Here is a 22,753-nt window from a genome sequence, read left to right as displayed (position 1 = left end):
GCCGCCGAGCGCCAGATGTGGCACGGCCGCACCGACGCCTACGCCGGGAGCTTCGCGCGGCTCTGTGCGCACCCGGTGGAGGAGTTGCTGGACGCGGCCGGGGTCGGCGCGGGCACGAGGGTTCTCGACGTCGGCACCGGGACGGGTACGGCGGCGCTGGCCGCGCAGGCCCGCGGGGCCGAGGTCACCGCCGTGGACGCCGACGCCGGCATGGTGGCGGCGGCCCGCGCCCGCGGGGTCGACGCGCACATCGGCGAGTTGCCCGAACTCCGTTATCGGGACGGCGAGTTCGACGCGGTCGTCGGCAACTTCGTCCTCAACCACGTCGGCCGCCCCCGCGCCGCCCTCGCCGAACTCCACCGCGTCCTGCGCCCCGGCGGCCGTGTCGCCCTCACCACATGGAGCGCGAACCGCGGCGCCGGACAGGACCTCCTCGGCCGGGCCTGTGAGGCGGGCGGGGCCGTGCCCCCGTCCTGCATCCCACGGCTGGATCCGGCGGAGGACTGGCCCCGTACGGCCGGGGGCCTCGCCCAACTCCTCGGCGAGGCGGGCTTCATGGCGGCGGAGACGGTCGAACTCGCCTGGGACCACCGAGCCGCAGTCGAGGAGTGGTGGAGCGCGGCGGCCGGTGGCGTCGCCAGCATCGGACTCGTCGTCACCTCGCAGGAACCGGAGACCGTCGTACGGATCCGGCGGGAGTACGACCGTCTCGGCGCCCAATTCGCCGTGGGGAACGGCGAATTGGCGCTGCCTCACATCGCGCTGCTCGGCTCGGGGCTCAGTTGCCCGAGACGGTGACCTTCTCGTCGTTCTTCAGCTCGTCGACCAGCGTCTTCACCTTGGCCTTGTCCCAGACCAGGTTGCCGCCGGTGGAGCCGGAGATCGGCATGTTCATGGACTTGCCGTCGCCGCCGTTGACGCCCTTCATCGCCCAGAACATCTTGGCCAGGCTGTACAGGCCCATGTCCTTGTCGACGACCAGGGAGTCCAGGCCCGCGCCCATCGTCGGGTAGAGCTTGAAGGGGTTCAGGATGGTGCTCGGGGTGGCGACCTGGTTGGCGAGCGCGTTGAGGAACTTCTGCTGGTTCTTCGTGCGGTCGAGGTCGGAGCCCGCGAGCGCGTACCGGGTGCGGACGAAGGCGAGGGCCTGGTCGCCGTTCAGGGTCTGCGTGCCCGCCTTGAAGTCGGCACCGGACTTGGTGTCCTTCATGCCGCCCTTCGGGATCTCGATCTCGACACCGCCGACCGCGTCCACGATGTTCGCGAAGCCGGCGAAGCCGATCTCGACGTAGTGGTCGATCTTCAGGCCGGTGTTGTACTCGACCGTGCGCACCAGCAGCTCGGGGCCGTCCTCGGCGTACGCGGCGTTCAGCTTCACGTGCCGGCCCGTGCCCTTGTAGGTCTTGCCGGACTCGGAGCCCACGAAGGTCGGTATCTCCACGTCCGAGTCACGCGGCAGCGAGATCAGCGTGTCGCCGTTGCTGCCCGTGTGCAGGATCATCATCGAGTCGGTGCGCTTGCCCTCGGCGGAGCCGGTGTGCAGCTGCTTCTTCTGCTCGGAGGACAGTCCGGCGCGGCTGTCGGAGCCGACGATCAGGTAGTTCGTGCCCTCGCCCTGCTCCGGCCGGTCGATGACCTTGGACAGGTCGACCTCGCGGTTGAGCTTGGAGTCGGCCCAGAAGTAGGTGCCGACGGTCGTCACGATCAGCCCGGTGATCACGACGATGGCGGTCCACTTGATCCGCTTGCGCCAGTTCGGCGCGGGCCGCGGACCCCGGACGCCGCCCGGGTCGCCGGGCCCGCCGTGGCCACCGCCGCCGGGGGAGCCGTAGACCTGGCCGGTGTTGTAGCCGCTGTCGTAGCCGTCGCCGCCGTCATAGCCACCGCCGTGGCCCTGACCGTTGACGTACGACGGCTGCTGCGGAGGCACGCTGTTGCCGTACGGGGGCGCGGACGGCCCCTGTCGGCCGTACGCCCCCTGCCCGGGCGCCGCCTGACCGCGGCGGACCTGCCGCATCACGCGGGCGCTCTCGGGCTGTGCGCTCGCGCTGCCGCGTCCGTACCGGTCGCCGCGGTTGTCGCCGGACCATCCCTCGGGCCAATCGTTCATGGGCCCCAGTGTGCATGTACCTGCAGTGCCCTTCACAAGGGTCGTCGGAAAATCAGGGCAGCGCTGTTGCCAAGCTGACACAAATTCCCCGATTGTCATCACGGCATAAGGTGGAGGCCATGACAGACCAGGCCACCGCCCCGGAAGGCACGGAACGGGGTACTCCGGAAATCCCGGGCAAGCCCACCTCGGCGTCCCGCACCACGCTGAGCCACATCATGACCCAGGCCGACACCAACCTCCTCGGTACCGTGCACGGCGGCGTGATCATGAAGCTGGTGGACGACGCGGCGGGCGCGGTGGCCGGGCGGCACAGCGGCGGGCCCGCCGTCACCGCCTCCATGGACGAGATGGCCTTCCTCGAACCGGTCCGCGTCGGTGACCTCGTCCATGTGAAGGCCCAGGTCAACTGGACCGGCCGGACCTCGATGGAGGTCGGCGTCCGGGTCCTCGCCGAACGCTGGAACGAGTCCACGCCCGCCACCCAGGTCGGCTCCGCCTACCTCGTCTTCGCGGCCGTGGACGCCGACGGCAAGCCACGCCGGGTCCCACCGGTGGTCCCGGAGACGGAGAAGGACGAGCGCCGCCACCAGGAGGCCCAGATCCGCCGGACACATCGGCTGGCCAGGCGGCGGGCCATCATGGAGCTGCGGGAGAAGCGGTCCGCGGAGGGACTCGACGACTGAGCCCGGGTGCGCGCCAACGGCTTCTCGGCCCTCACACCGTCTCAGCCCTCACTCCCCGACGAAGCTCACCGTCTCCGCCAGGTCCGCCCGCCCGGTCCGCGCCCGCGGGGCGCCCTCCCTCTCGTGTCCCACCGCGAGACCGCAGAAGAGCACGAGCCCGTCTCCGGCCCCGACCACCTGGCCGACGGTCTCGCGGTACATCGTCCACATCACCTGAGGACAGCTGTGCAGGCCCTCCGCCCGCAGCAACAGCATGACCGTCTGCAGGTACATCCCCGCATCACCCCACTGCCCGGGCCCCATCTCACGGTCGAGGTAGCAGAACAGCACGGTCGGTGCCCCGAACGCCTCCGTGTTCAGGGCCGCGATCCTCATGGGCCGGTCGGGGTCGTCACGGTCGATCCCCAGGGCCTGGTAGCGCTGGGCGGCCGCGGCGGAGAAGCGGTCCAGGTACGGGGAGGTGAGTTCGGGCGGGTACATCGGGTACTCCCGCTCGTCGCCCGGGTCACGTGCCAGGGCCCTGGCGGTGGCGCGCCTCTTCAGTTCGGCCAGTGGGTCACCTGTCACGACGTACACCTGCCACGGCTGGAGGTTCCCGCTCGACGGGGCCCGCCCCGCCGCCGTCAGCACGCGTTCGAGCGTCTCCCTCGGCACCGGCTCGTCACTGAACGCCCGTACGGCCAGGCGGCTGTTCACGGCCTCGTACACATCCACGTCGTCCCGTCCCCTCCCTCAGCACACCAATCCTTCAGCACACCAACGACGAAGCCCCGCACCTCCAGGAGGCCGGGGCTTCGCAGAGCAACGCGGGTCACGGCAGGTTGCGGGCCATGACTATCCGCTGGACCTGGTTCGTGCCTTCATAGATCTGGGTGATCTTCGCGTCGCGCATCATCCGCTCCACCGGGTAGTCCCGCGTGTAGCCGTACCCGCCGAGCAGCTGGACCGCGTCCGTGGTGACCTCCATCGCCACGTCCGAGGCGAAGCACTTGGCGGCGGCACCCTGGAAGGTGAGGTCCTTGTCGAGGCGCTCCGAGGCGGCCGCGGCCTGGTAGGTCAGGGCGCGGGCGGCCTCGATCTTCATGGCCATGTCGGCGAGCATGAACTGGATGCCCTGGAAGTCGGCGATGGCCTTGCCGAACTGCTTGCGCTCCTGGACATAGCCCTTGGCGTAGTCGAAGGCGCCCTGGGCGACGCCGAGGGCCTGGGCGGCGATGGTGATGCGGGTGTGGTCCAGGGTCTTCATCGCGGTCGCGAAGCCGGTGCCCTCCTCGCCGATCATGCGGTCGGCGGGGATGCGGACGTTGTCGAAGTAGACCTCGCGGGTCGGGGAGCCCTTGATGCCGAGCTTCTTCTCCGGGGCGCCGAAGGAGACGCCCTCGTCGGACTTCTCGACGACGAAGGCCGAGATCCCCTTCGAGCGCTTCGAGGGGTCGGTCACGGCCATGACCGTGTAGTACTCGGACTCGCCCGCGTTGGTGATCCAGCGCTTCACGCCGTTGAGGATCCAGTGGTCGCCGTCGCGGACCGCCTTGGTCTTCATGCCGGCCGCGTCGGAGCCGGCGTCCGGCTCGGAGAGGGCGTACGAGAACATCGCGTCGCCCTTGGCGAGCGGGGTCATGTACTTCTTCTTCAGCTCCGGCGAGCCGGAGAGGATCACCGGGAGCGAGCCCAGCTTGTTCACCGCGGGGATCAGGGACGAGGACACACAGACGCGCGCGACCTCCTCGATCACGATCACCGTGGCGAGCGCGTCGGCGCCCGCGCCGCCGAACTCCTCGGGGACGTGCACGGCGTGCAGGTCGTTGGCCACCAGGGCGTCGAGCGCCTCCTGCGGGAAGCGGGCCTCCTCGTCGACCGCCGCGGCGTACGGCGCGATCTTCGCCTCCGCCAGCGAGCGGATGGCGTCCCGGAGCATGTCGTGCTCCTCGGACGGGCGGTACAGGTCGAAGTCAGCCGATCCGGCCAAGGTCTCTCACGCTCCAAGGACGCTGCGATGCCTGTGCTAATTACCGTTAAGTAACTCAAATTTTAGGGGCCTGCCCACGGGAGTGATACGTGAGCTTGGCGACAGCGGGAAAGCTGCCCGTCACAGGGCCCGACTATGCTCGGGCACCGCATCAGCGCAGACCTTCTCTGGAGACCCCATGAGCCTCAAGATCACCGTGATCGGCACCGGCTACCTCGGCGCGACACACGCCGCGGCCATGGCCGAGCTCGGTTTCGAGGTGCTGGGGCTCGATGTCGTTCCCGAGAAGATCGAGAAGCTGGAGCGGGGCGAGGCCCCCATGTTCGAGCCCGGCCTGGACGAGCTGCTGCGCAAGCATGTCGCCGGGATCGAGGGGTCCAGCGGTCGGCTCCGCTTCACCATGGACTGGGCCGAGGTCGGCGAGTTCGGCGACATCCACTTCGTCTGCGTGACGACCCCGCAGAAGCACGGCGAGTACGCCTGTGACATGTCGTACGTCGACTCCGCGATCGCGTCCCTTGCCCCGCACCTGACCCGCCCGGCCCTCGTCGTCGGCAAGTCGACCGTGCCCGTGGGGTCCGCCGACCGGCTCGCCCACTACCTGGCCGACCACTCCCCCGTCGGCGCCGACGCCGAGCTGGCCTGGAACCCGGAGTTCCTGCGCGAGGGCTTCGCGGTGGACGACACGCTGCATCCGGACCGGATCGTGGCCGGCGTGCGCAGCGAGCGCGCGGAGAAGCTGTTGCGCGAGGTGTACGCCACGCCGCTCTCGGAGGGCACGCCGTTCGTGGTGACCGACTTCCCGACCGCCGAGCTGGTGAAGACGTCCGCGAACTCCTTCCTCGCCACCAAGATCTCCTTCATCAACGCCATGGCGGAGATGTGCGAGGCCTCCGGCGGCGATGTCGCGAGGCTCGCGGAGGCGATCGGGTACGACGACCGGATCGGGAAGAAGTTCCTGCGGGCCGGGATCGGCTTCGGCGGCGGGTGTCTGCCGAAGGACATTCGTGCCTTCATGGCCCGCGCGGGTGAGCTCGGGGCCGACCAGGCGCTGACCTTCCTGCGCGAGATCGACTCGATCAACATGCGCCAGCGCGGCCAGATGGTGGAGCTCGCCCGGCAGATACTTGGCGGCGGGCCGTTCCTCGGCAAGCGGGTCGCGGTGCTCGGCGCCACCTTCAAGCCCGACTCGGACGACGTCCGGGACTCGCCCGCGCTGAACGTCGCCGGGCAGATCCACCTCCAGGGCGGCCAGGTCACGGTGTACGACCCGAAGGGCATGGCCAACGCCCGCCGGCTCTTCCCGACGCTGGCCTACGCCGACACCGCCGTGGACGCGGTACGGGGCGCCGACGTCGTACTCCACCTCACGGAGTGGCGCGAGTTCCGCGAGCTGGACCCGGCGGCGCTCGGTGAGGTCGCGGCGGCGAAGGTCGTCCTGGACGGCCGCAACGCACTCGACCCGGTGCTGTGGCGGAAGGCCGGGTGGACGTACCGGGCGATGGGGCGGCCGAGGGCCTAGGGTCTGTCCGGACGGATCGCATCGGCGCCCACGGGCGCCGGCACGCAGGTCCCAGAAGCCGCGTAACGGCTGATGTCACAGCCTCCTCCGCCTGACGGTCGGGCTGTACGGATGCGCTCAGGTCAGTGTTCGGTGCGGGTGTCGCTTCTGTCGTCGCCCCGGACAACGTGGTCGTCGCACAGGCCCGCGCGGGCGACGCGGCGCACCGGGCGGGCGAGGCGCACGGCGCGATGTGGATGTCGGTGTCTTGGGTGCCGCGGCCGTCATCGCCGGACTCCTCTGACAGGTTCGCCGGCACATGGGTGGACGCCGTTCCGGCCGGGGCTCAGCCGGCCGGAACGGCGCCCGCGGCCATTCTCCACATCCCCGCCACATTTCGGGAACGCTTTCCCAGGAGTTGGGAATGACGCCCGTCACTCCGTGGCGGCCCGGCTCACCCCTTGGCCCGGTAGCGCCGCATCTTCGCGCGAGCCCCGCACACCTGCATCGAGCACCACCGCCCCCGCCCCGCCGGACTGCGGTCGTAGTACGCCCAGTGGCAGTCCACCGCCTCACAGGCCTTCAGGCGCTCCCACGTCCCCGCGATCAGCGACTCCGCGACGGCGGCGGCGACCCGGGAGAGCAGCGGCCGCGCGTCGGCCGGGGCGAGGGCCGCCGAGCCGTCCGACGCGGTGACCGTCAGCAGCAGGGGCGCCGAGGCCAGCAGCTCCCCCAGTGGCGTCACCGCGCGATGCGCCGGGTGCCCTGCATGAGCCAGCAGCGCGACCCGCAGCGACTCACGCAGCTCACGGGCCGCCGCCACCTCACCCTCCGCGATGCCGAACCGCGCCCGCCCTTCCGCCGTGTCCAGCGAGTCGGTGCCCGACTCCAGGTCCAGCGTGTTGACCAGGGACTGGACCAGGGCCAGATCTCCGGGCGCGGGAGATCGCTCACTCATGGCTGCACGCTACCTGCCTGCCTAGGGAATTCCCTTGCGACGTTACCTCCGATGCGGGAGCATGCGGTAACGGTTACTGGTTATCCGGCTCTACAGGTAACCGACAGGTGACTCTCGCTTCAAGGAGGAAGCAGCCATGGCCATCGCCGAACTCGGTGTCGTCGTACTGGACTGTCCGGACCCCCGCGCCCTCGCCGGTTTCTACGCCGGTGTCCTCGGCGGCAGCGTCGAGGGCGAGGGCGACTGGGTGGATCTCAGGACCCCCGGCGGACAGTCGCTGGCCTTCCAGGCCGCCCCCGGCTTCGTACCGCCGAAGTGGCCCGCCCCCGACGCCTCGCAGCAGTTCCATCTGGACCTCACCGTCCAGGACCTGGACGCGGCGGAGAAGGAGGTGCTGGCGCTCGGCGCGAAGCCACTGGACGCCGACGACCGCTCCCGCGGCTGGCGTGTGTACGCGGACCCGGCGGGGCACCCGTTCTGCCTCTGCGCCTGCTGACGTGTGCGCCCGCTGAACCAGGAGGGTTTCCCGTGACTGTCGCGTCTTTCCGTTCCGTTGTGATCGACTGCCCCGATCCCCGCGCGCTCGCCCGCTTCTACGCCGGAATCGTGGGCGGCGCTCCCGAGGACGACGACCCCGACTGGGTCGTCCTGCACGTCCCCGGCGGGCCCCGGCTCGCCTTCCAGAGCGCGCCCGGGCTCACCCCGCCGGAGTGGCCGCGTGCGGACCGCAATTCCCAGCAGTTCCACCTCGACTTCGACGGCGGGACCACCTGGGAGGAGATCGACGCGGCGGAGGCCAAGGTGCTGGAGCTCGGGGCGCGGCTGCTGCACGCCGAGGACAAGGAGGACTTCCGGGTGTACGCGGACCCGGCGGGGCATCCCTTCTGCCTCTGCCGGATCGACCCGATGTAGCCCCTTCGCAGGCCTAGCCGTCGAGCTCGGCGATCTTCGCCGTGGACGGCTGGCGCCGCTGCTGCGCCGCCCGTGCGGTGAAGTCGGAGCCGCGCAGGACCCGCTGGACGTTGCCCCAGGTCAGCAGCGCGAGGTCGGCCTCCTCCCAGCCGCGCAGCAGGAGCTCGGCGACGAGGTGCGGGTAGCAGGAGGCGTCGCCGAGCTCCTGCGGGTGGGCGGTACCGGCGTCGAAAGTGCCGGACAGGCCGACACACTCGGCGCCCGCGACCGCGCGCACATGGTCGAGGTGGTCGGCGACGTCCCGGACCGTCGGGCCGGTCTGCTCGGCGGTCAGCGGCACCATGCACAGGCCCTTGGCGGCGCCCAGCTCGGCGAGCAGGTCGTCGGGGAGGTTGGCCGGGTGCGGGCGCAGGGCACGGGCGGCGGAGCGGGTGAACAGCACGGGCGCCTTGGACACCGCCAGGGCCCGTCGCATGGTGGCCTCGGAGGCGCCGGAGAGGTCGGCGAGCACACCGAGCCGGTTCATCTCGCGCAGCACCTCCTCGCCGAACCGGGTGAGCCCGGCCTCGCTCGCCCAGGACACCCCGGACAGCGTGAGGGCGCGCAGGCCCAGGGCGTGCAGGGAACGCAGGATGCCGAGCGAGTCGCCGAGGGCGGCGGCACCGGCGGGCCCGAGCAGGACGGCGGCGCGGCCGCAGTTGTGGGCGTCGGTGGTCTGTCCCGCCGTACAGGCCAGGCGCAGGCCCTCGGGGTGGTTGCGCACGACCGTCTTCACCAGGTCCAGCTGCTCCAGCGTGGCCCCCACGGCCCGGTCCCCGGCGAGCCCCTCGGGCAGGTGCAGCGACCACAGCAGCGCGCCCACATGGCCCTCCCTCAGCCGCGGCACGTCCGTGTCCACGGCGCTCTCGCCGAGCTCCAGGTCGAACCAGGGCAGGTGCCTGAGGGCCCAGGGCAGTCCGCTGTACCCGTCGGCGACGGGGTGTACGGCGAGGATGGCGTGGGCACGCTCCAGGGGCTCGGTGTCCGGGTCGGAGACGGGGGTGTACAGCTCCGGCACATCCTCTAGGAGCCGGGGCAGCTCTCCCACCTCGGCCGTGGTGTTCAGTTCGTCCTGGAGGTCTGCCATGACGGGCTCCGTACGTCGTGATCTTCCTGATCGCCGTACGGTCACCGTCGCACGGAGCGCCGGGGGCTTCCTGGTGGGCGGGGCGTTCGGGGGGTCCCGGTGGCCACCGGTCGGGCGGTCAGCCGTCCAGGTCGGTGATCGTCACGTGGGACGGGCTCCTCGTGGCCTGCAGGTCCCGGGCCACGTCCTCCGCCGCGCCCAGCACCCGTACCGCGTTCTGCCAGGTGAGCTTGGCGAGGTCGGGCCTGGACCAGCCCCGGGTCAGGAGTTCCGCGATGAGGTTGGGGTAGCCGGAGACGTCGCTGAGGCCGTCGGGGGTGAAGGCCGTGCCGTCGTAGTCACCGCCGATGCCGATGTGGTCCACACCGGCCACCTCGCGCATGTGGTCCAGGTGGTCGGCCACCGTCGAGACCGTGGCGACCGGGCGCGGGGTGCACTCCTCGAAGGCGCGGTGCACCTTCATGGCCTCCGGGGTGGTCGCGAGGTGGTGGAAGCCGTGCTCGCGCATGTTCTCGTCGGCCGCGGCCGTCCAGTCGACGGCGGCCTGGAGGACGAACTTCGGGACGAAGGTCACCATCGCCATGCCGCCGTTGGCCGGGACGCGTTCCAGGACGTCGTCCGGGATGTTGCGCGGGTGGTCGCACACCGCACGCGAGGAGGAGTGGGAGAAGATCACCGGCGCTAGCGAGGCGTCGAGCGCGTCCCGCATCGTCGTCGCCGCCACGTGCGAGAGGTCCACCAGCATGCCCTCGCGGTTCATCTCCCGCACCACCGCACGGCCGAAGGCCGACAGACCTCCGACGCCGGGCTCGTCGGTCGCCGAGTCCGCCCAGTCCACGTTGTCGTTGTGGGTGAGGGTCATGTAGCGCACGCCGAGGGCGTACAACGCCCGGAGCGTGGCGAGGGAGTTGGCGATGGAGTGGCCGCCCTCGGCGCCCATGAGGGATGCGATACGACCTTCCCGGCGCGCCGCCTCCATGTCCGCGGCGGTGAGTGCGGCGCGCAGCTGAGCCGGGTACCGCGCGATCAACTGCCGTACGCAGTCGATCTGTTCCAGCGTCGCCGGCACCGCGGCGGGCAGGTCCGAGCGGACGTACACCGACCAGTACTGCGCGCCCACCCCGCCGGCCCTGAGCCGTGCCAGGTCGGTGTGCAGGTGGGCGGACTGGTCCGTGGCGATGTCGCGTGCGTCGAGGTCGTAGCGGACCTGTTCGCGCAGGGCCCAGGGCAGGTCGTTGTGGCCGTCGACGACCGGGAACTCGCGCAGGAGTTCCCGGGCCGTCTCCAGCGGGTCCATGGCCGTCACGTGCCGAAGCCGAAGCCGTCGGAGCCCTCGACCTTGGACCGCAGGCGCTTGCCCTTCTCGGTGGCCTGGTCGTTGAGATCCTGCTGGAACTCCCGCATCCGGCCGAGGAGTTCCTCGTCGTGGGCGGCGAGGATACGGGCCGCGAGCAGACCCGCGTTGCGGGCACCGGCGACGGAGACGGTCGCGACCGGGACGCCGGCCGGCATCTGCACGATGGAGAGCAGGGAGTCCATGCCGTCGAGGTACTTCAAGGGGACGGGGACGCCGATCACCGGGAGGGGAGTCACGGAGGCGAGCATGCCGGGCAGATGGGCCGCGCCGCCCGCCCCCGCGATGATCACCTTCAGGCCGCGCTCGGCCGCCTGCTCGCCGTACGTGATCATCTCGCGCGGCATCCGGTGCGCGGAGACGACGTCGACCTCGTACTCGATCTCGAACTCGTCGAGGGCCTGGGCGGCGGCCTCCATGACGGGCCAGTCGGAGTCCGAACCCATGACGATGCCAACAACGGGGCTCATTCGGTGATCGTGCCTCTCAGGTAGCCGGCAGCGTGACGTGCGCGTTCGAGAACGTCGTCCAGGTCGTCGCCGTAGGTGTTGACGTGGCCGACCTTGCGACCGGGCTTCACGTCCTTGCCGTACATGTGGATCTTCAGTTTGGGGTCGCGGGCCATGCAGTGCAGGTACGCGGAGTACATGTCGGGGAAGTCGCCGCCGAGGACGTTGACCATGACGGTCCACTTCGCGCGGGGGCGCGGGTCGCCGAGCGGGAGGTCGAGGACGGCCCGGACGTGGTTGGCGAACTGCGAGGTGATCGCGCCGTCCTGGGTCCAGTGACCGGAGTTGTGCGGGCGCATCGCGAGCTCGTTGACGAGGATGCGGCCGTCGCGGGTCTGGAACAGCTCGACGGCGAGATGGCCGACGACGTCCAGTTCCTTGGCAATGTTGAGGGCCATCTCCTCGGCCTTGAGGGCGAGGGTCTCGTCCAGGTCGGGCGCGGGGGCGATCACGGTGTCGCAGACGCCGTTCACCTGCTGGGACTCGACGACCGGGTAGGCGACGGCCTGGCCGTGCGGCGACCGTACGACGTTGGCGGCGAGCTCGCGGACGTAGTCGACCTTCTCCTCGGCGAGGACGGGCACGCCGGCCCGGAAGGGGTCCTCGGCCTCCTCGACGGAGTCGACGACCCACACGCCCTTGCCGTCGTAGCCGCCGCGGACGGTCTTGAGGACGACGGGGAAGCCGCCCGCCCGTCGCCCACCACCACCCTTGCCGGAGGGCACTTCGTGCCCGCCCCTTTCGAGCTCCGCCGCGAAGGCCGCCACGTCCTGCGGATCGCTGACGATCCGGTGCCGTGGGCACGGCACCCCGATCGCGTCGAGCTTCGCGCGCATCACGCCCTTGTCCTGGGCGTGCACCAGCGCGTCAGGGCCGGGGCGCACGGGGATGCCGTCCGCCTCCAGGGCCCGGAGGTGCTCGGTAGGTACGTGTTCGTGATCGAAGGTGATCACGTCGCATCCCCGCGCGAAGTCGCGCAGCGTGTCGAGGTCGCGATAGTCGCCGATGACGACGTCGCTCACCACTTGCGCCGCGGAATCCTGGGGGGTGTCACTGAGGAGCTTGAACCTGATGCCGAGCGGGATGCCTGCCTCGTGTGTCATACGAGCGAGCTGGCCTCCGCCGACCATGCCGACTACGGGGAACGTCACGACCCCAGGGTATCGGTCACGCCATCGCGGCCGGATTCCGCGCCTCTTACCGACCCTCTTACCAGCTTGTTTCCGTGTGTGTGAGTTCATCCACAGGCAACCGACAAGGGGGATGGTTAGCATGGTTGAGTTGACGAAACCAACCGACTGGGGGCCTGTACGACCATGGGACATGGTTCCTCAGGGCTGCGAAGGATCGTTCGCGAGGTCGCCAAATTCGGTGCGGTGGGCGGAGCGGGGCTCCTCGTCAACCTCGTCGTCTTCAACCTCGTCCGGCATCTCACCGAGCTTCCGGTGGTCCGGGCGAGTGTGATCGCCACGGTCGTCTCGATCGTCTTCAACTACATAGGGTTCCGTTACTTCACGTACCGCGACCGCGACAAGAGCGGCCGCACGAAGGAACTGACCCTGTTCCTGCTGTTCAGCGTGGTCGGCCTGGTCATCGAGAACGGCGTCCTGTACGCCGCGACCTACGGCTTCGGCTGGGACAGCCCTCTCCAGAGCAACGTCTTCAAGTTCCTCGGCATCGGGATCGCCACCCTGTTCCGCTTCTGGTCCTACCGCACCTGGGTCTTCAAGGCCCTGCCGGCCCGGGAGGCCGTGGCCAGCGCGGAGTCCTTCCTGGAGGAGGCCGAGGAGGAGGCGGCAAAGCCCCGCCCGAAGCAACGGGTCATCTGACTCTCCGGACCACCTGGGACACCTAGGGGCGCGGGGCTGTGTCGATCTGCGGCTCCGCCGCGGGGGCGTCCAGCCCCCGCCGGCCCTCGGACGACTATCAGCCGTCCCCCGTTCAGCCTGCGCAGCTCACCGCACCGTCGGCTCGTCGTCCTGCACCGCCGCGGACTTCAACGGGGTGCGGGACAGGAACAGGCCGAAGACCGGCGGCTGGGTCTGAAGCATCTCCAGGCGGCCGCCGTCGGCCTCCGCGAGGTCGCGGGCGACCGCCAGGCCGATTCCCGTGGAGTTGCGGCCACTGATCGTGCGTTCGAAGATGCGGGCGCCGAGGTCGGCCGGGACTCCGGGGCCCTCGTCGGTGACCTCGATGACGGCCTGGTTGCCGGTGACGCGGGTGCGCAGCGCCACCGTGCCGCCGCCGTGCATGAGGGAGTTCTCGATCAGCGCGGCCAGGACCTGGGCGACCGCGCCGGGTGTGCCGACCGCCGTCAGGTGACGTTTGCCGGAGCTGACGATCGCCCGCCCCGCACTGCGGTACGCGGGCCGCCACTCGGCGAGCTGCTGCTGGATGACCTCGTCGAGGTCGAAGGTGACGGCGTTGCCGGCGCGGGGGTCGCGGGAGTTGGTGAGCAGCCGTTCCACCACGTCCGTCAGCCGCTCCACCTGGGTGAGCGCGACGTTCGCCTCCTCCTTCACCGTGTCCGGGTCATCGGTGAGGGTGATCTCCTCAAGGCGCATCGACAACGCGGTCAGTGGTGTACGGAGCTGGTGGGAGGCGTCGGCCGCCAGGCGCCGTTCCGCCGTGAGCATGCGGGCGATGCGCTCGGCGGAGGAGTCCAGGACATCGGCGACCCGGTCCAGCTCGGGGACGCCGTACCTCTTGTGCCGGGGCCGGGGGTCGCCGGAGCCGAGGCGTTCCGCGGTCTCGGCGAGGTCGGTGAGCGGCGAGGCCAGCTTGTTGGCCTGGCGGATCGCGAGGAGCACCGCGGCGATCACCGCGAGCAGCGCCACAAGCCCGATGATCAGCAGCGTACGGCCGACCTCCCGGGTCACCGAGGAGCGCGGCTCCTGCACGGTGACCGTCTCGCCCTCCTCGCCCTTCTCGGTGGAGCTGATGACCTGTCCGGAGGGCTTGGCGCCGACCTCGATCGGCGGCTTCCCGGAGATCCTGATCACGGCGTAGCGGTCGAGGCCGACCTGGTCGCGCAGGATCTCCGCGGTCACGTCCTCTGCGGCGAACAGCCGGCTGTCCACGATCCCGGCCAGCCGGATCGCCTCGGAGTCGACCCGCTCCTGGGCGCTGTTGCTGATGGTGCGGGTCTCGACGATGACGAGCGAGACGCCGAAGACGGCGATCACCACCAGCACTACGGCGAGCGTGGACTGGATCAGTCGACGGCGCATGTCCTCTTACCTGCTAGACGGATACCCACGGATATCCGGGCTTCAGCTCTTCTCGAAGCGGAAACCCACTCCTCGTACCGTCGCGATGTACCGCGGGTTCGCCGCGTCGTCGCCCAGTTTCTTACGGAGCCACGAGATGTGCATGTCGAGGGTCTTGGTCGACGACCACCACGTCGTGTCCCAGACCTCGCGCATCAGCTGGTCCCTGGTCACCACGCGGCCGGCGTCCCGCACCAGGACCCGCAGCAGGTCGAACTCCTTGGCGGTGAGCTGGAGTTCCTCGTCGCCCATCCACGCGCGGTGCGACTCGACGTCGATCCGCACACCGTGGGTCGCGGGCGGCTGCGCCGGCTCAGCCGCCCCGCGCCGCAGCAAGGCCCGGACGCGGGCGAGCAGTTCGGCGAGCCGGAAGGGCTTGGTCACGTAGTCGTCGGCGCCCGCGTCGAGTCCGACGACGGTGTCCACCTCGTCGGCGCGCGCGGTCAGGATGAGGATCGGTACGGCATGGCCTTCGGCGCGCAGCCGGCGGGCCACCTCCAGGCCGTCCATGCCGGGCAGACCCAGGTCGAGGACGACCAGGTCGATACCGCCCTGCATTCCGGCGTCGAGTGCGGTGGGGCCGTCCTCACGCACCTCGACCTCGTACCCTTCCCGGCGCAGGGCGCGGGCCAGCGGCTCCGAAATGGACGCATCGTCCTCGGCGAGCAGTACACGGGTCATGAGCTGATGGTAGACCGCTCTTGACAGAACGAAGAGTGTGATCAGGGCGCTGTGGTTCTTACCTTTGAGCACCTTCGCGCGAACCTGTGAATATCGGCATGGAACTGTGCAGGCACCTTGGAAAGAGGGTGCACAACCCCTAGTTCACCTGTGATTCATGTCTCAAGTCCTTCCATTTCCGGCGAGGCTCTGTCGTATGGTGAAACAACGCCTTTAGCACCACGGGGACCTTCAGTGATGAGTTGACACTGAAGGTCTCTTTTGTGCCCCGATCAGCAAGGAACCACCATGGCGTCCAGCCTGACGAAGGACTCGGTGACGCCGGGCACCCCCGGTACCGACAGGACCTTCTTCGGCCACCCACGAGGACTGGCCACTCTGTTCATGACCGAGATGTGGGAGCGATTCTCCTACTACGGCATGAAAGCCCTGCTCACCGTCTATCTGCTGTCCGGCGGCCCCGACGCCGGCAAGGGCAGCATGGGCGGCGGCCTCGCGATGGACCTGGCGACCACCACCGTGATCGTCTCGGTCTACTCGGCGATGGTCTATCTGCTCGCCATGCCCGGCGGCTGGCTCGGCGACCGCGTCTGGGGCCCCCGCAAGACGGTGGCCATCGCGGCCGTCACGATCATGTGCGGTCATCTCGTGCTGGCACTGCCCGGCGGTCAGGCACCCTTCTTCGCCGGTCTCGCGCTCGTCGCGGCCGGTTCCGGACTGCTCAAGGCCAACATCTCCACGATGGTCGGCCACCTGTACGACGGCCCGGACGATCCGCGCCGCGACGGCGGCTTCACGATCTTCTACATGGGCATCAACGCGGGCGCCTTCTTCGCCCCGCTGGCCATCGGCACCGTCGGCCAGGAGGTCAGCTGGCACCTCGGCTTCGGCATGGCCGCGGTCGGCATGGCGATCGGTCTGGCGGCGTTCCTGCTCGGCACCCGCAACCTGAACCCGCGGAGCAATGTCGTCCCGAAGCCGCTGGCGGCCGAGGAGCGCGCGGCCTGGCTGCGCAAGGGCCTGTTCTGGGTGATCGCCGCGACCGTCTTCTACGGCGTCGTCGGCTTCACCGGTCACTTCACGCTGAACTGGGCGATGATCCCGCTCACCGTCATCGGTCTGGTCGTCCCGGCGGGTGTGCTGCTGCGCATCAAGCGGGACAAGGAACTGACGACCGCCGAGCAGTCGAAGATGTCCGGCTACATCTGGTTCTTCGTCGCGGCCGCCGTGTTCTGGATGATCTACGACCAGGGCGCGTCCACGGTCCAGGCGTTCGGCTCGAACGACCAGAAGACGGCCGGCTCGCTGCTCGGCTTCGACTTCCCGACCTCCTGGTACCAGTCGCTGAACCCGCTGTTCATCATGGCGCTGGCCCCGGTCTTCGCCTGGCTCTGGGTGTGGCTGAACCGGCAGGGCAGGGAGCCCGGCACCATCGTGAAGTTCGCGATGGGCCTGGTCCTGGTCGGTGTCTCGTTCTTCTTCTTCCTGGTCCCGATCGCCATGGCGGCGAACGGCACCACGGTCAGCCCGATGTGGCTGGTGGGCATCTACTTCATCCAGACCGTGGGTGAGCTGTGCCTGTCGCCGGTGGGTCTGTCGGTGACGACGAAGATGGCTCCCGCGAAGTACGCCTCGCAGATGATGGGCGTGTGGTTCCTCGCGGTGACCGCGGGTGACTCGATCACCGGTCTGCTGTCCAACCCGGCGATCGCGGGGGTCGACCTCAGCGGGACGCCCGCGGTGTTCGGGGAGGCGGCGCTTGCGGCTCTCGCCGGGTTCGCGGTGTGGATGTACCGGCGGAAGGTGAAGTCCCTTATGGGGGACGTTCGCTGACCTGGACCCGAACCGACGGGGCCGTTGGAATCCAGGTGGGTTCCGGCGGCCCCGTCGGTTCACGTGCTGTGCGCGGTCCCCCGCGCCCCTGAGGTGCGTTACCTGGTCCGCCTTCCCGGCATGAACGTGAAGACCGCGCCGCCCAGCAGCACCGCCGTCCCCGCCACCAGACCCAGTGCCTTCAGCGCCGCGTGGTCGTCCGCACCCGTCGCCGCCAGGCCGCCGCTGGTGGACGTGCCGGACGAGGAACCGCCGGAAGACGACGAACCACCCGACGCCCCGCCCTCCTGCTCCTCCGTGGTCAGCGTCAGGGAGACCGCCGTGCTGTCCGGCGTGCACGTGGTCGTCGTGCCCAGGGCCTCGATCGTCAGCACACCCGGCGACAGCGTCGACTCACCCGTCGCGCCCGGCTTGTACGTGCCCGTCATGTCCGGGATCTCTATCGGGTCGCCCGACTTGATGGCCTCGGAGTTGGTGGGACCCTCGACGTGGACCGAGCCCGTGTCGTCGCCGCCCAGGACCACCTCCATGGAGGGCTTCACCGAGTCCGCGGGGATGTCGGCGGGGCTGTCCATCGGGGAGTTCTTGAACTGCACGGTGAGGCCGTAACTGCCGCCGTCCTTCTTGGCGTTGATCTGGATCGTGGAGGTGGCCTTCTTCTCGCCGATGGGCGACTGGCAGGTGTAGGGGATGTCGACCGCCTTGCCGGTGAAGTCGGTCTGCTCGTCGCCGGAGGAGGTGGCGGACGGCGAGGTGCTGTCCGTCGGGGTCGCGCTGTCGGTGGGTGTGGCGCTGTCGGTGGGTGTCGCGCTGTCCGTCGGGTCCGGTGAGTCGGTGGTGGTCGGGGTCGAAGTCCCGTCCCCTGCCGCCACGTTCACCGTCGCGGCCTTCGGCACCGTCTCCGTCGGTGTGCACACCGTGTTCGTCCCCATCGCGTTCACCGTGTACGGCCCCGGCGTCAGCGTGAGTTCCCCGGCCGCCGTCAGCTTCAGCGTGCCCTTCATGTCGGACAGCACCATGTCGCCGCCCTTGGGGATCGCCGGGTTCTCGCGCGGCCCCGTCATCGCGATGTCGGCGGTCTGAGCGCCCGTGGCCTTCAACGTGCCGGTCGGCTGCACCGAGTTGGCGGGCAGGTCGATGATGTCCGGGTTCTTCGACGCGGCCTGGGTGAACTTCCACACCACGTCGATCTCGTTCCCGACCTTCGCCGTGGCCGGTGCGGTGATCTCGACCTTGGTGGTGCCGTTGACGGGGTCGAGCCCGACGCCCGCGGGCGGTACGCACCGGGTGGCGAACGACACCTCCGCGGCCTGGGCGGGCCCGGCGGCCAGACCGAGGACCACGCCCGCTCCGGTCAGCGCCAGCACGAGTCCCGCCGCGCCCGCTCTTCTCGGCCCGCCGGCCGGTGTGACTCTCCTTCGCATGCTCACGTGGATCCCTCTCTGGTGGGAGTCGTTGGACTCGTCGGGCTGTCGTCGTGCGGTGCGGAGAGCCGGCCACCGGCCGCGCCCGGATCGGCGTCCGGGCTGAACCAGGGCAGGGTGGAGGTCGGAGGTGCCGCGTGCGCGGCCGTGGAGGGCTTGAACCCCGGCAGCCGCAGAGCGAGTTCGGGCAGCCGCAGTCCGCGGTGCCGGAGGCCTCCGGCGGGCCGGGGCCGGACCCGGTCCACCACGGCCATACCGATGCGGAACAGTGCCGCCGGCACGACCAGGCAGACCAGGATCCAGAACAGGGGCACGCCCCAGGGCCGGCCCACGTCCCAGGGCTGCTCGGCGAGCACCTTGCCGCCGTACTTCAGCGACACCGTGTAGTCGCCGTGCGCGCCGCCCGAGAGCTCGACGGGCAGTTCGATCCGCGCCTTGCCGCCCGGCGGGATCGAGCCGCGCCACTGCTGTTCCTCCCACTGCGGGGCGAACACGCCGTGTGCGGTGCCGACTTGGAAGACCGGGTTCTTGACGTCGGAGGTGCCGACGTTGCCGACGGTGAAGACGAGAGTGCGGGCGGGGGGTGCCCCGAACCAGGTCAGCAGCCCACCGGAGCCGTCCAGTCGGGTGTCGGTGAGGACGGACAGCCGTCCGCCGGAGGTGTCCGCGGGCAGCGGTTCCACGGCGTGCCCGGCCACCTGGAAGATCGCGTCGGCGTCGGCCTTCGCCCCGGTCACGGTGGCCACATGCACCACGCAGGGGCAGGGCACCGGCGGCTCGGCCACCGGTAGTTTCTTGCTGAAGCGGCCCTTCGAGTCCGTGGTGACGGCCCGGCCGTCCGCGTTGGCACAGGAGTTGGTGCCCCCTGGCACCCCGCGCGACGGCACGGCCTGTCCGCAGATCAGGATCATCAGCAGCGCCCGCTCCCGCCAGCCGCCGCCGGACACGGTGATCGAACCACCGGTCCCCGCCTGGGACTTGGACAGCTTCACGCTCGGCCCGTCCGCCGCGTTCGCCGTGCCCGCCAAGGGGCCGAGGAGCAGCGCGAGGACCGCCGCCCACACCGCCGGCCGCGCCCTGCAACTCGGGTTCACGTCGTCGCTCCCGTCAACTCGGCTTCCGTACCAGGGGATTCGGGCACGGGTCGGCCGTACGACGTCATCGACGCGGGCGGGGAAAGCATGGGCGGCTCCCGTTGTCGTACGAAACCGGTCCGGATCGCTCAGCGGCGGACGCGGGCCGCCTGGTTGCGCCGGGTCAGCCACAGCGCGCCCGCCGCGCCCGCGAGCAGCACCGTGCCGCCGAGTGTGCCGAGGGCGATCGCGGAGTCCTCGGGGCCGGTCTGCGGGAGTGCGGTGCCCGAGTCGTCGCTGCCGCTGTCGCTCTGGGTGCCGCCGGAGGAGCCCGAGGCCGCGGTGACGTCCAGGGTCAGCGAGGCGCCGGGGCTGTTGGTGGGCGTGCACGTGGTCGTCGTACCGAGCGCCTTGATGGTGAGGATGCCCGCGGTGAAGGTGACCTTGCCGGACTTCTTCGGGGTGTACGTCCCGGTCAGGTCGTTGATCTTGATGGGGGTGTTGGCGGGGACGACGGCCTGGTTGGCCGGGCCCGTCACGTTCATCGTCCCGCTGTCCGCGCCGCCGAGCTTGATGGTGGCACTCGGGTTCATCGCGCCCTTGCCGAGATCGACCGGGCTGGAGGAGACGCCCTTCTGCCAGGACATGGTGATCCTGTAGCCGCTGCCGCTCTTCACGCCCTCGATGTCGATGGGCGAGACGGCGCTCTTGTCCCCGATCGGTGTCTTGCACTGGTAGTTGACGTTCACGACCTCGGCCCTGGCCGCGGGGGCGGCCATCAACACCGCCGAGCCGGCCAGGGCCGCGGCGGTCGCGAGAGCGACGGTTCGCTTCTGCTTCGACACGGTCCCCTCATTCCTGACGGCATATCAGATCGGCCGTCAAGGTACGCCGGGGTACGAGAGGAAGGAAGAGAAAGTAAGTGTCGGAACTGTGGGGACAGCACCGGGCGAGCGCCAGGGGGCCGCCCCGCGGAGTCCTGCCCCGTTTCCTGCGGCGAGCCCGATCCGCCGGACGGCGCTAGGCCGGAGCGCCCAGCTCCGCCCACACGGTCTTCCCGGCCACTCCGGGAGCCCGTACGACTCCCCAGTCCAGGCAGAGCCGCTGCACGATGAACATGCCGTGGCCGCCGGGGCGCCCGGCCCGGTGCGGGGTCCGCGGTGCCGGCTGCCCGGCTCCCTTGTCGGAGACCTCGACCCGGATCACCTTGTTGTCACAGGAGATCCACAACCGGTCGGGGCCCTCCGCATGGAGGCAGGCGTTGGTCACCAGTTCGGAGACGACGAGCAGCACGTCCTCCGCCGCGGCGCGCTGGTCCGCGGACTCGGCCGGCAACCATCCCCACGCGTACAGGGCCTGCCGGGTGAAGTCGCGGGCGAGGGGAACGACCCCGCTCTCGCCGTCGAAGCTCAGCCGGCGGACCTGCCGACCGGTCGACACCTCGACTTCGCCGCCAGGCTCCGCGCTGGGCTCCGGGTCACGGTCGCCCGGCGAGTAGGGCCGGGTGGTGCTCATCAGCGCTTCACCTCACCGATTCACCGGTTCACAATTTCAAAACGTCACTGCAAGGTCGCTCACCGCACAGTCGGTACGGATGTCTCCTGCCCGGGCGGACCGGCAGAACACCCCCGTATTCGGGACGTATGTCCGCCACGCGCGGTGTGACACCCGCTGAGCACCGGCCGGATGGGACGAACGGGGCGCGAACGGGGACACCGGGGCCGCCGCTCGGCTCGCCGCCTCAGCCGCCGGCCTCGTCGGCAAGGGCCTCGTCCAGGGTGTCATGCACGGTGAAGACCGCATCGGCCCCCGTGATCTCGAAGACCCGCGCCACGACCGGCAGCATGCCCGCAAGATGTACGCCACCCCCCGCGGCCTCGGCTTTCAGGCGCGCCCCCAGCAGCACGTTCAGTCCGGTGGAGTCACAGAACTCCAGCCGTGTGCAGTCGACGACAAGCCGGCTCTTCCCTTTGGCGAGGCAGTCCTCGAGTGGCTCACGCAACAAATCGGCCGTGTGGTGATCCAACTCACCTGCCGGAGTCACGATGGCACTGGAGCCCTCTTGCCGCACCTCAACCAGAAGCCGGCCAGACTGTGCGCTGCCGACCGTCCCGCGGTCCATGCCGTCTCTCTCTCCCGACGTCGTGGCTGCTGATGACGCCCTCGAACACTACGCCTTCTCCACACCCTCCGACACCCGAACAATCACCCACAAACGGACATAACCGCACAGAAAACACTTGCGATCGTGTCGGGAAACCGGGTAGGGCTAGTAGAGACACGTACTCGACACGGCCGGCTTTGGAGGCGCCGCACACCGCAGTGCACGAACTGGCTTCGGCAGCCATATGCCGAGAACGATGGAGGACATCATGTCACCCCGGCTCGACGCGTCGCATACCCAAGAGGCGACGTCGACATCCCCCCCGGAACATCTGGATCCCATCGAGCAGGACAGCGAAGGCGATGCGCTCGCCGGGCTTCCGGAGATCCCGCCGTACCAAGAGGTGGGCCCGGTCGACGCACGAGCCCTCTCCAAGACCCTCTTCGCGCGGCTGGAGTCGCTGGAGGAGGGCACGCACGAGTATTCGTACGTCCGCAACACGCTCGTCGAACTGAACCTCGCCCTGGTCAAGTTCGCCGCCTCCCGGTTCCGCTCCCGCAGTGAGCCGATGGAGGACATCATCCAGGTCGGCACCATCGGCCTGATCAAGGCGATCGACCGCTTCGAACTCAGCCGCGGCGTCGAGTTCCCCACCTTCGCGATGCCAACCATCGTGGGCGAGATCAAGCGCTTCTTCCGGGACACGTCCTGGTCGGTGCGGGTGCCGCGGCGCCTCCAGGAGCTCCGGCTCGACCTGGCCAAGGCCGGCGACGAACTGGCCCAGAAGCTCGACCGCGCCCCCACGGCGGGCGAGCTCGCCGAGCGCCTGGGGCTGTCGAAGGAAGAGGTCGTCGAGGGCATGGCCGCGTCCAACGCGTACACCGCCTCCTCCCTGGACGCCCAGCCCGAGGAGGACGACTCCGAGGGCGCGCTGGCCGACCGCATCGGCTACGAGGACCACGGGCTCGAAGGCATCGAGTACGTCGAGTCCCTGAAGCCGCTCATCGCCGAACTCCCGTCCAGGGACCGCCAGATCCTCTCCCTGAGGTTCGTGGCGGGCATGACCCAGTCGGAGATCGGCGACGAGCTCGGAATCTCCCAGATGCATGTCTCGCGTCTGCTGTCGCGCACTCTGGTACGGCTCCGCAAGGGGCTGACCGTCGAGGAGTGACGCGTCGGCACCACCGACCTGCGCGTGTGCCCGGTGTCCGGAGGGACACCGGGCACCGTGCGTCTCCGGCCCC

The 22,753-nt window shown here is 69.9% G+C and carries 23 protein-coding genes; 8 read left to right on the top strand and 15 right to left on the bottom strand.

Annotation, left to right across the window (positions count from 1 at the left end):
• Positions 1-15 precede the first annotated feature (15 nt).
• Entirely contained in the window at positions 16-798 is a 783-nt protein-coding gene (locus tag ACI2L1_RS26610; RefSeq protein ID WP_404741909.1) for a class I SAM-dependent methyltransferase, read from the top strand.
• Here the strand turns inward: ACI2L1_RS26610 and ACI2L1_RS26605 are convergent.
• Positions 779-2,110: an LCP family protein gene (locus ACI2L1_RS26605; RefSeq protein WP_404741875.1), complete on the bottom strand. Its 1,332-nt coding sequence runs from the start codon at positions 2,108-2,110 to the stop codon at positions 779-781. The two genes, ACI2L1_RS26610 and ACI2L1_RS26605, sit on opposite strands and share 20 nt — an antisense overlap.
• Positions 2,111-2,229: 119 nt before the next feature.
• On the opposite strand from ACI2L1_RS26605, the gene ACI2L1_RS26600 reads away from it, so the two are divergent.
• Positions 2,230-2,796 carry an acyl-CoA thioesterase gene (locus tag ACI2L1_RS26600; protein ID WP_404741874.1) on the top strand — a complete coding sequence of 189 codons (567 nt, stop codon included), beginning with the start codon at positions 2,230-2,232 and terminating at the stop codon, positions 2,794-2,796.
• Positions 2,797-2,844: 48 nt separating this feature from the next.
• Here the strand turns inward: ACI2L1_RS26600 and ACI2L1_RS26595 are convergent, their stop codons facing one another.
• Both ACI2L1_RS26595 and ACI2L1_RS26590 read right to left on the bottom strand, forming a co-directional pair.
• Positions 2,845-3,510 (bottom strand): nitroreductase, encoded by a 666-nt coding sequence (locus tag ACI2L1_RS26595; protein WP_404741873.1) that lies wholly within the window; start codon positions 3,508-3,510, stop codon positions 2,845-2,847.
• Between the two features lie 97 nt (positions 3,511-3,607).
• Positions 3,608-4,765: an acyl-CoA dehydrogenase family protein gene (locus ACI2L1_RS26590; protein WP_404741872.1), complete on the bottom strand. Its 1,158-nt coding sequence runs from the start codon at positions 4,763-4,765 to the stop codon at positions 3,608-3,610.
• A 178-nt stretch (positions 4,766-4,943) separates the two neighbouring features.
• Between ACI2L1_RS26590 and ACI2L1_RS26585 the strand changes: the two genes are divergently transcribed.
• Entirely contained in the window at positions 4,944-6,287 is a 1,344-nt protein-coding gene (locus ACI2L1_RS26585) for a UDP-glucose dehydrogenase family protein (RefSeq protein ID WP_404741871.1), read from the top strand.
• Between the two features lie 433 nt (positions 6,288-6,720).
• Here ACI2L1_RS26585 and ACI2L1_RS26580 read toward each other — a convergent pair whose 3' ends face one another.
• Positions 6,721-7,224, bottom strand: a complete 504-nt coding sequence (locus tag ACI2L1_RS26580; RefSeq protein ID WP_404741870.1) for a CGNR zinc finger domain-containing protein — start codon at positions 7,222-7,224, stop codon at positions 6,721-6,723.
• Between the two features lie 136 nt (positions 7,225-7,360).
• On the opposite strand from ACI2L1_RS26580, the gene ACI2L1_RS26575 reads away from it, so the two are divergent.
• Both ACI2L1_RS26575 and ACI2L1_RS26570 read left to right on the top strand, forming a co-directional pair.
• The gene (locus ACI2L1_RS26575) at positions 7,361-7,720 is read left to right on the top strand and encodes a VOC family protein (protein ID WP_404741869.1); all 360 of its coding nucleotides are present in this window, start codon (positions 7,361-7,363) and stop codon (positions 7,718-7,720) included.
• A 32-nt stretch (positions 7,721-7,752) separates the two neighbouring features.
• Positions 7,753-8,136: a VOC family protein gene (locus ACI2L1_RS26570; RefSeq protein ID WP_404741868.1), complete on the top strand. Its 384-nt coding sequence runs from the start codon at positions 7,753-7,755 to the stop codon at positions 8,134-8,136.
• Between the two features lie 13 nt (positions 8,137-8,149).
• Here ACI2L1_RS26570 and ACI2L1_RS26565 read toward each other — a convergent pair whose 3' ends face one another.
• From ACI2L1_RS26565 to ACI2L1_RS26550, 4 genes are all read right to left on the bottom strand, one after another.
• Entirely contained in the window at positions 8,150-9,262 is a 1,113-nt protein-coding gene (locus ACI2L1_RS26565; RefSeq protein ID WP_404741867.1) for a dipeptidase, read from the bottom strand.
• 118 nt (positions 9,263-9,380) lie between these two features.
• Positions 9,381-10,559 (bottom strand): dipeptidase, encoded by a 1,179-nt coding sequence (locus tag ACI2L1_RS26560; protein WP_404741908.1) that lies wholly within the window; start codon positions 10,557-10,559, stop codon positions 9,381-9,383.
• A 5-nt stretch (positions 10,560-10,564) separates the two neighbouring features.
• On the bottom strand, positions 10,565-11,062 hold the full coding sequence (gene purE / locus ACI2L1_RS26555) for a 5-(carboxyamino)imidazole ribonucleotide mutase (protein WP_404741907.1): 498 nt from the start codon (positions 11,060-11,062) through the stop codon (positions 10,565-10,567).
• A gap of 20 nt (positions 11,063-11,082) precedes the next feature.
• Positions 11,083-12,276, bottom strand: a complete 1,194-nt coding sequence (locus tag ACI2L1_RS26550) for a 5-(carboxyamino)imidazole ribonucleotide synthase (protein ID WP_404741866.1) — start codon at positions 12,274-12,276, stop codon at positions 11,083-11,085.
• Positions 12,277-12,441: 165 nt separating this feature from the next.
• Here ACI2L1_RS26550 and ACI2L1_RS26545 point away from each other — a divergent pair, with 165 nt between their 5' ends.
• Positions 12,442-12,954: a GtrA family protein gene (locus ACI2L1_RS26545; protein ID WP_404741865.1), complete on the top strand. Its 513-nt coding sequence runs from the start codon at positions 12,442-12,444 to the stop codon at positions 12,952-12,954.
• 126 nt (positions 12,955-13,080) lie between these two features.
• On the opposite strand, the gene ACI2L1_RS26540 is transcribed toward ACI2L1_RS26545, so the two are convergent.
• Both ACI2L1_RS26540 and ACI2L1_RS26535 read right to left on the bottom strand, forming a co-directional pair.
• Positions 13,081-14,355, bottom strand: coding sequence for an ATP-binding protein (locus ACI2L1_RS26540; RefSeq protein WP_404741864.1), 1,275 nt, complete (start codon positions 14,353-14,355; stop codon positions 13,081-13,083).
• A 42-nt stretch (positions 14,356-14,397) separates the two neighbouring features.
• Positions 14,398-15,075, bottom strand: coding sequence for a response regulator transcription factor (locus ACI2L1_RS26535; RefSeq protein WP_007382513.1), 678 nt, complete (start codon positions 15,073-15,075; stop codon positions 14,398-14,400).
• Positions 15,076-15,363: 288 nt separating this feature from the next.
• On the opposite strand from ACI2L1_RS26535, the gene ACI2L1_RS26530 reads away from it, so the two are divergent.
• Positions 15,364-16,908, top strand: a complete 1,545-nt coding sequence (locus ACI2L1_RS26530) for a peptide MFS transporter (RefSeq protein ID WP_404741863.1) — start codon at positions 15,364-15,366, stop codon at positions 16,906-16,908.
• A gap of 98 nt (positions 16,909-17,006) precedes the next feature.
• Here ACI2L1_RS26530 and ACI2L1_RS26525 read toward each other — a convergent pair whose 3' ends face one another.
• The 5 genes from ACI2L1_RS26525 to ACI2L1_RS26505 all read right to left on the bottom strand — a co-directional run bounded on the left by ACI2L1_RS26525 (position 17,007) and on the right by ACI2L1_RS26505 (position 21,527).
• Positions 17,007-18,332, bottom strand: coding sequence for a hypothetical protein (locus ACI2L1_RS26525; RefSeq protein ID WP_404741862.1), 1,326 nt, complete (start codon positions 18,330-18,332; stop codon positions 17,007-17,009).
• A gap of 2 nt (positions 18,333-18,334) precedes the next feature.
• Positions 18,335-19,426: a hypothetical protein gene (locus tag ACI2L1_RS26520; protein WP_404741861.1), complete on the bottom strand. Its 1,092-nt coding sequence runs from the start codon at positions 19,424-19,426 to the stop codon at positions 18,335-18,337.
• 128 nt (positions 19,427-19,554) lie between these two features.
• The gene (locus ACI2L1_RS26515; protein WP_404741860.1) at positions 19,555-20,250 is read right to left on the bottom strand and encodes an LPXTG cell wall anchor domain-containing protein; all 696 of its coding nucleotides are present in this window, start codon (positions 20,248-20,250) and stop codon (positions 19,555-19,557) included.
• Positions 20,251-20,425: 175 nt separating this feature from the next.
• Positions 20,426-20,920 (bottom strand): ATP-binding protein, encoded by a 495-nt coding sequence (locus ACI2L1_RS26510; RefSeq protein WP_404741859.1) that lies wholly within the window; start codon positions 20,918-20,920, stop codon positions 20,426-20,428.
• A gap of 226 nt (positions 20,921-21,146) precedes the next feature.
• Entirely contained in the window at positions 21,147-21,527 is a 381-nt protein-coding gene (locus ACI2L1_RS26505; protein ID WP_404741858.1) for an STAS domain-containing protein, read from the bottom strand.
• A 250-nt stretch (positions 21,528-21,777) separates the two neighbouring features.
• Here ACI2L1_RS26505 and ACI2L1_RS26500 point away from each other — a divergent pair, with 250 nt between their 5' ends.
• Complete coding sequence (locus tag ACI2L1_RS26500; protein WP_404741857.1) at positions 21,778-22,680, top strand: RNA polymerase sigma factor SigF; 903 nt, start codon at positions 21,778-21,780, stop codon at positions 22,678-22,680.
• The last annotated feature ends 73 nt before the right edge of the window (positions 22,681-22,753 follow it).

The sequence above is a fragment of the Streptomyces sp. NPDC019531 genome (assembly GCF_044903305.1).
In the GTDB taxonomy this organism is placed as follows: Bacteria; Actinomycetota; Actinomycetes; order Streptomycetales; family Streptomycetaceae; genus Streptomyces.
This window is presented reverse-complemented; position numbering and strand designations above follow the sequence as displayed.

What these genes read in the sequence shown, in the direction of transcription:
- ACI2L1_RS26500 (WP_404741857.1), top strand. Translation starts at nt 21,778, where the DNA reads ATGTCACCCCGGCTCGACGCGTCGCATACCCAAGAGGCGACGTCGACA.
- ACI2L1_RS26505 (WP_404741858.1), bottom strand. Translation starts at nt 21,527, where the DNA reads ATGGACCGCGGGACGGTCGGCAGCGCACAGTCTGGCCGGCTTCTGGTT.
- ACI2L1_RS26535 (WP_007382513.1), bottom strand. Translation starts at nt 15,075, where the DNA reads ATGACCCGTGTACTGCTCGCCGAGGACGATGCGTCCATTTCGGAGCCG.
- ACI2L1_RS26585 (WP_404741871.1), top strand. Translation starts at nt 4,944, where the DNA reads ATGAGCCTCAAGATCACCGTGATCGGCACCGGCTACCTCGGCGCGACA.
- ACI2L1_RS26510 (WP_404741859.1), bottom strand. Translation starts at nt 20,920, where the DNA reads ATGAGCACCACCCGGCCCTACTCGCCGGGCGACCGTGACCCGGAGCCC.
- ACI2L1_RS26600 (WP_404741874.1), top strand. Translation starts at nt 2,230, where the DNA reads ATGACAGACCAGGCCACCGCCCCGGAAGGCACGGAACGGGGTACTCCG.
- purE (WP_404741907.1), bottom strand. Translation starts at nt 11,062, where the DNA reads ATGGGTTCGGACTCCGACTGGCCCGTCATGGAGGCCGCCGCCCAGGCC.
- ACI2L1_RS26610 (WP_404741909.1), top strand. Translation starts at nt 16, where the DNA reads ATGTGGCACGGCCGCACCGACGCCTACGCCGGGAGCTTCGCGCGGCTC.
- ACI2L1_RS26540 (WP_404741864.1), bottom strand. Translation starts at nt 14,355, where the DNA reads ATGCGCCGTCGACTGATCCAGTCCACGCTCGCCGTAGTGCTGGTGGTG.
- ACI2L1_RS26525 (WP_404741862.1), bottom strand. Translation starts at nt 18,332, where the DNA reads ATGCGAAGGAGAGTCACACCGGCCGGCGGGCCGAGAAGAGCGGGCGCG.
- ACI2L1_RS26575 (WP_404741869.1), top strand. Translation starts at nt 7,361, where the DNA reads ATGGCCATCGCCGAACTCGGTGTCGTCGTACTGGACTGTCCGGACCCC.
- ACI2L1_RS26530 (WP_404741863.1), top strand. Translation starts at nt 15,364, where the DNA reads ATGGCGTCCAGCCTGACGAAGGACTCGGTGACGCCGGGCACCCCCGGT.
- ACI2L1_RS26565 (WP_404741867.1), bottom strand. Translation starts at nt 9,262, where the DNA reads ATGGCAGACCTCCAGGACGAACTGAACACCACGGCCGAGGTGGGAGAG.
- ACI2L1_RS26605 (WP_404741875.1), bottom strand. Translation starts at nt 2,110, where the DNA reads ATGAACGATTGGCCCGAGGGATGGTCCGGCGACAACCGCGGCGACCGG.
- ACI2L1_RS26545 (WP_404741865.1), top strand. Translation starts at nt 12,442, where the DNA reads ATGGGACATGGTTCCTCAGGGCTGCGAAGGATCGTTCGCGAGGTCGCC.
- ACI2L1_RS26560 (WP_404741908.1), bottom strand. Translation starts at nt 10,559, where the DNA reads ATGGACCCGCTGGAGACGGCCCGGGAACTCCTGCGCGAGTTCCCGGTC.
- ACI2L1_RS26580 (WP_404741870.1), bottom strand. Translation starts at nt 7,224, where the DNA reads ATGAGTGAGCGATCTCCCGCGCCCGGAGATCTGGCCCTGGTCCAGTCC.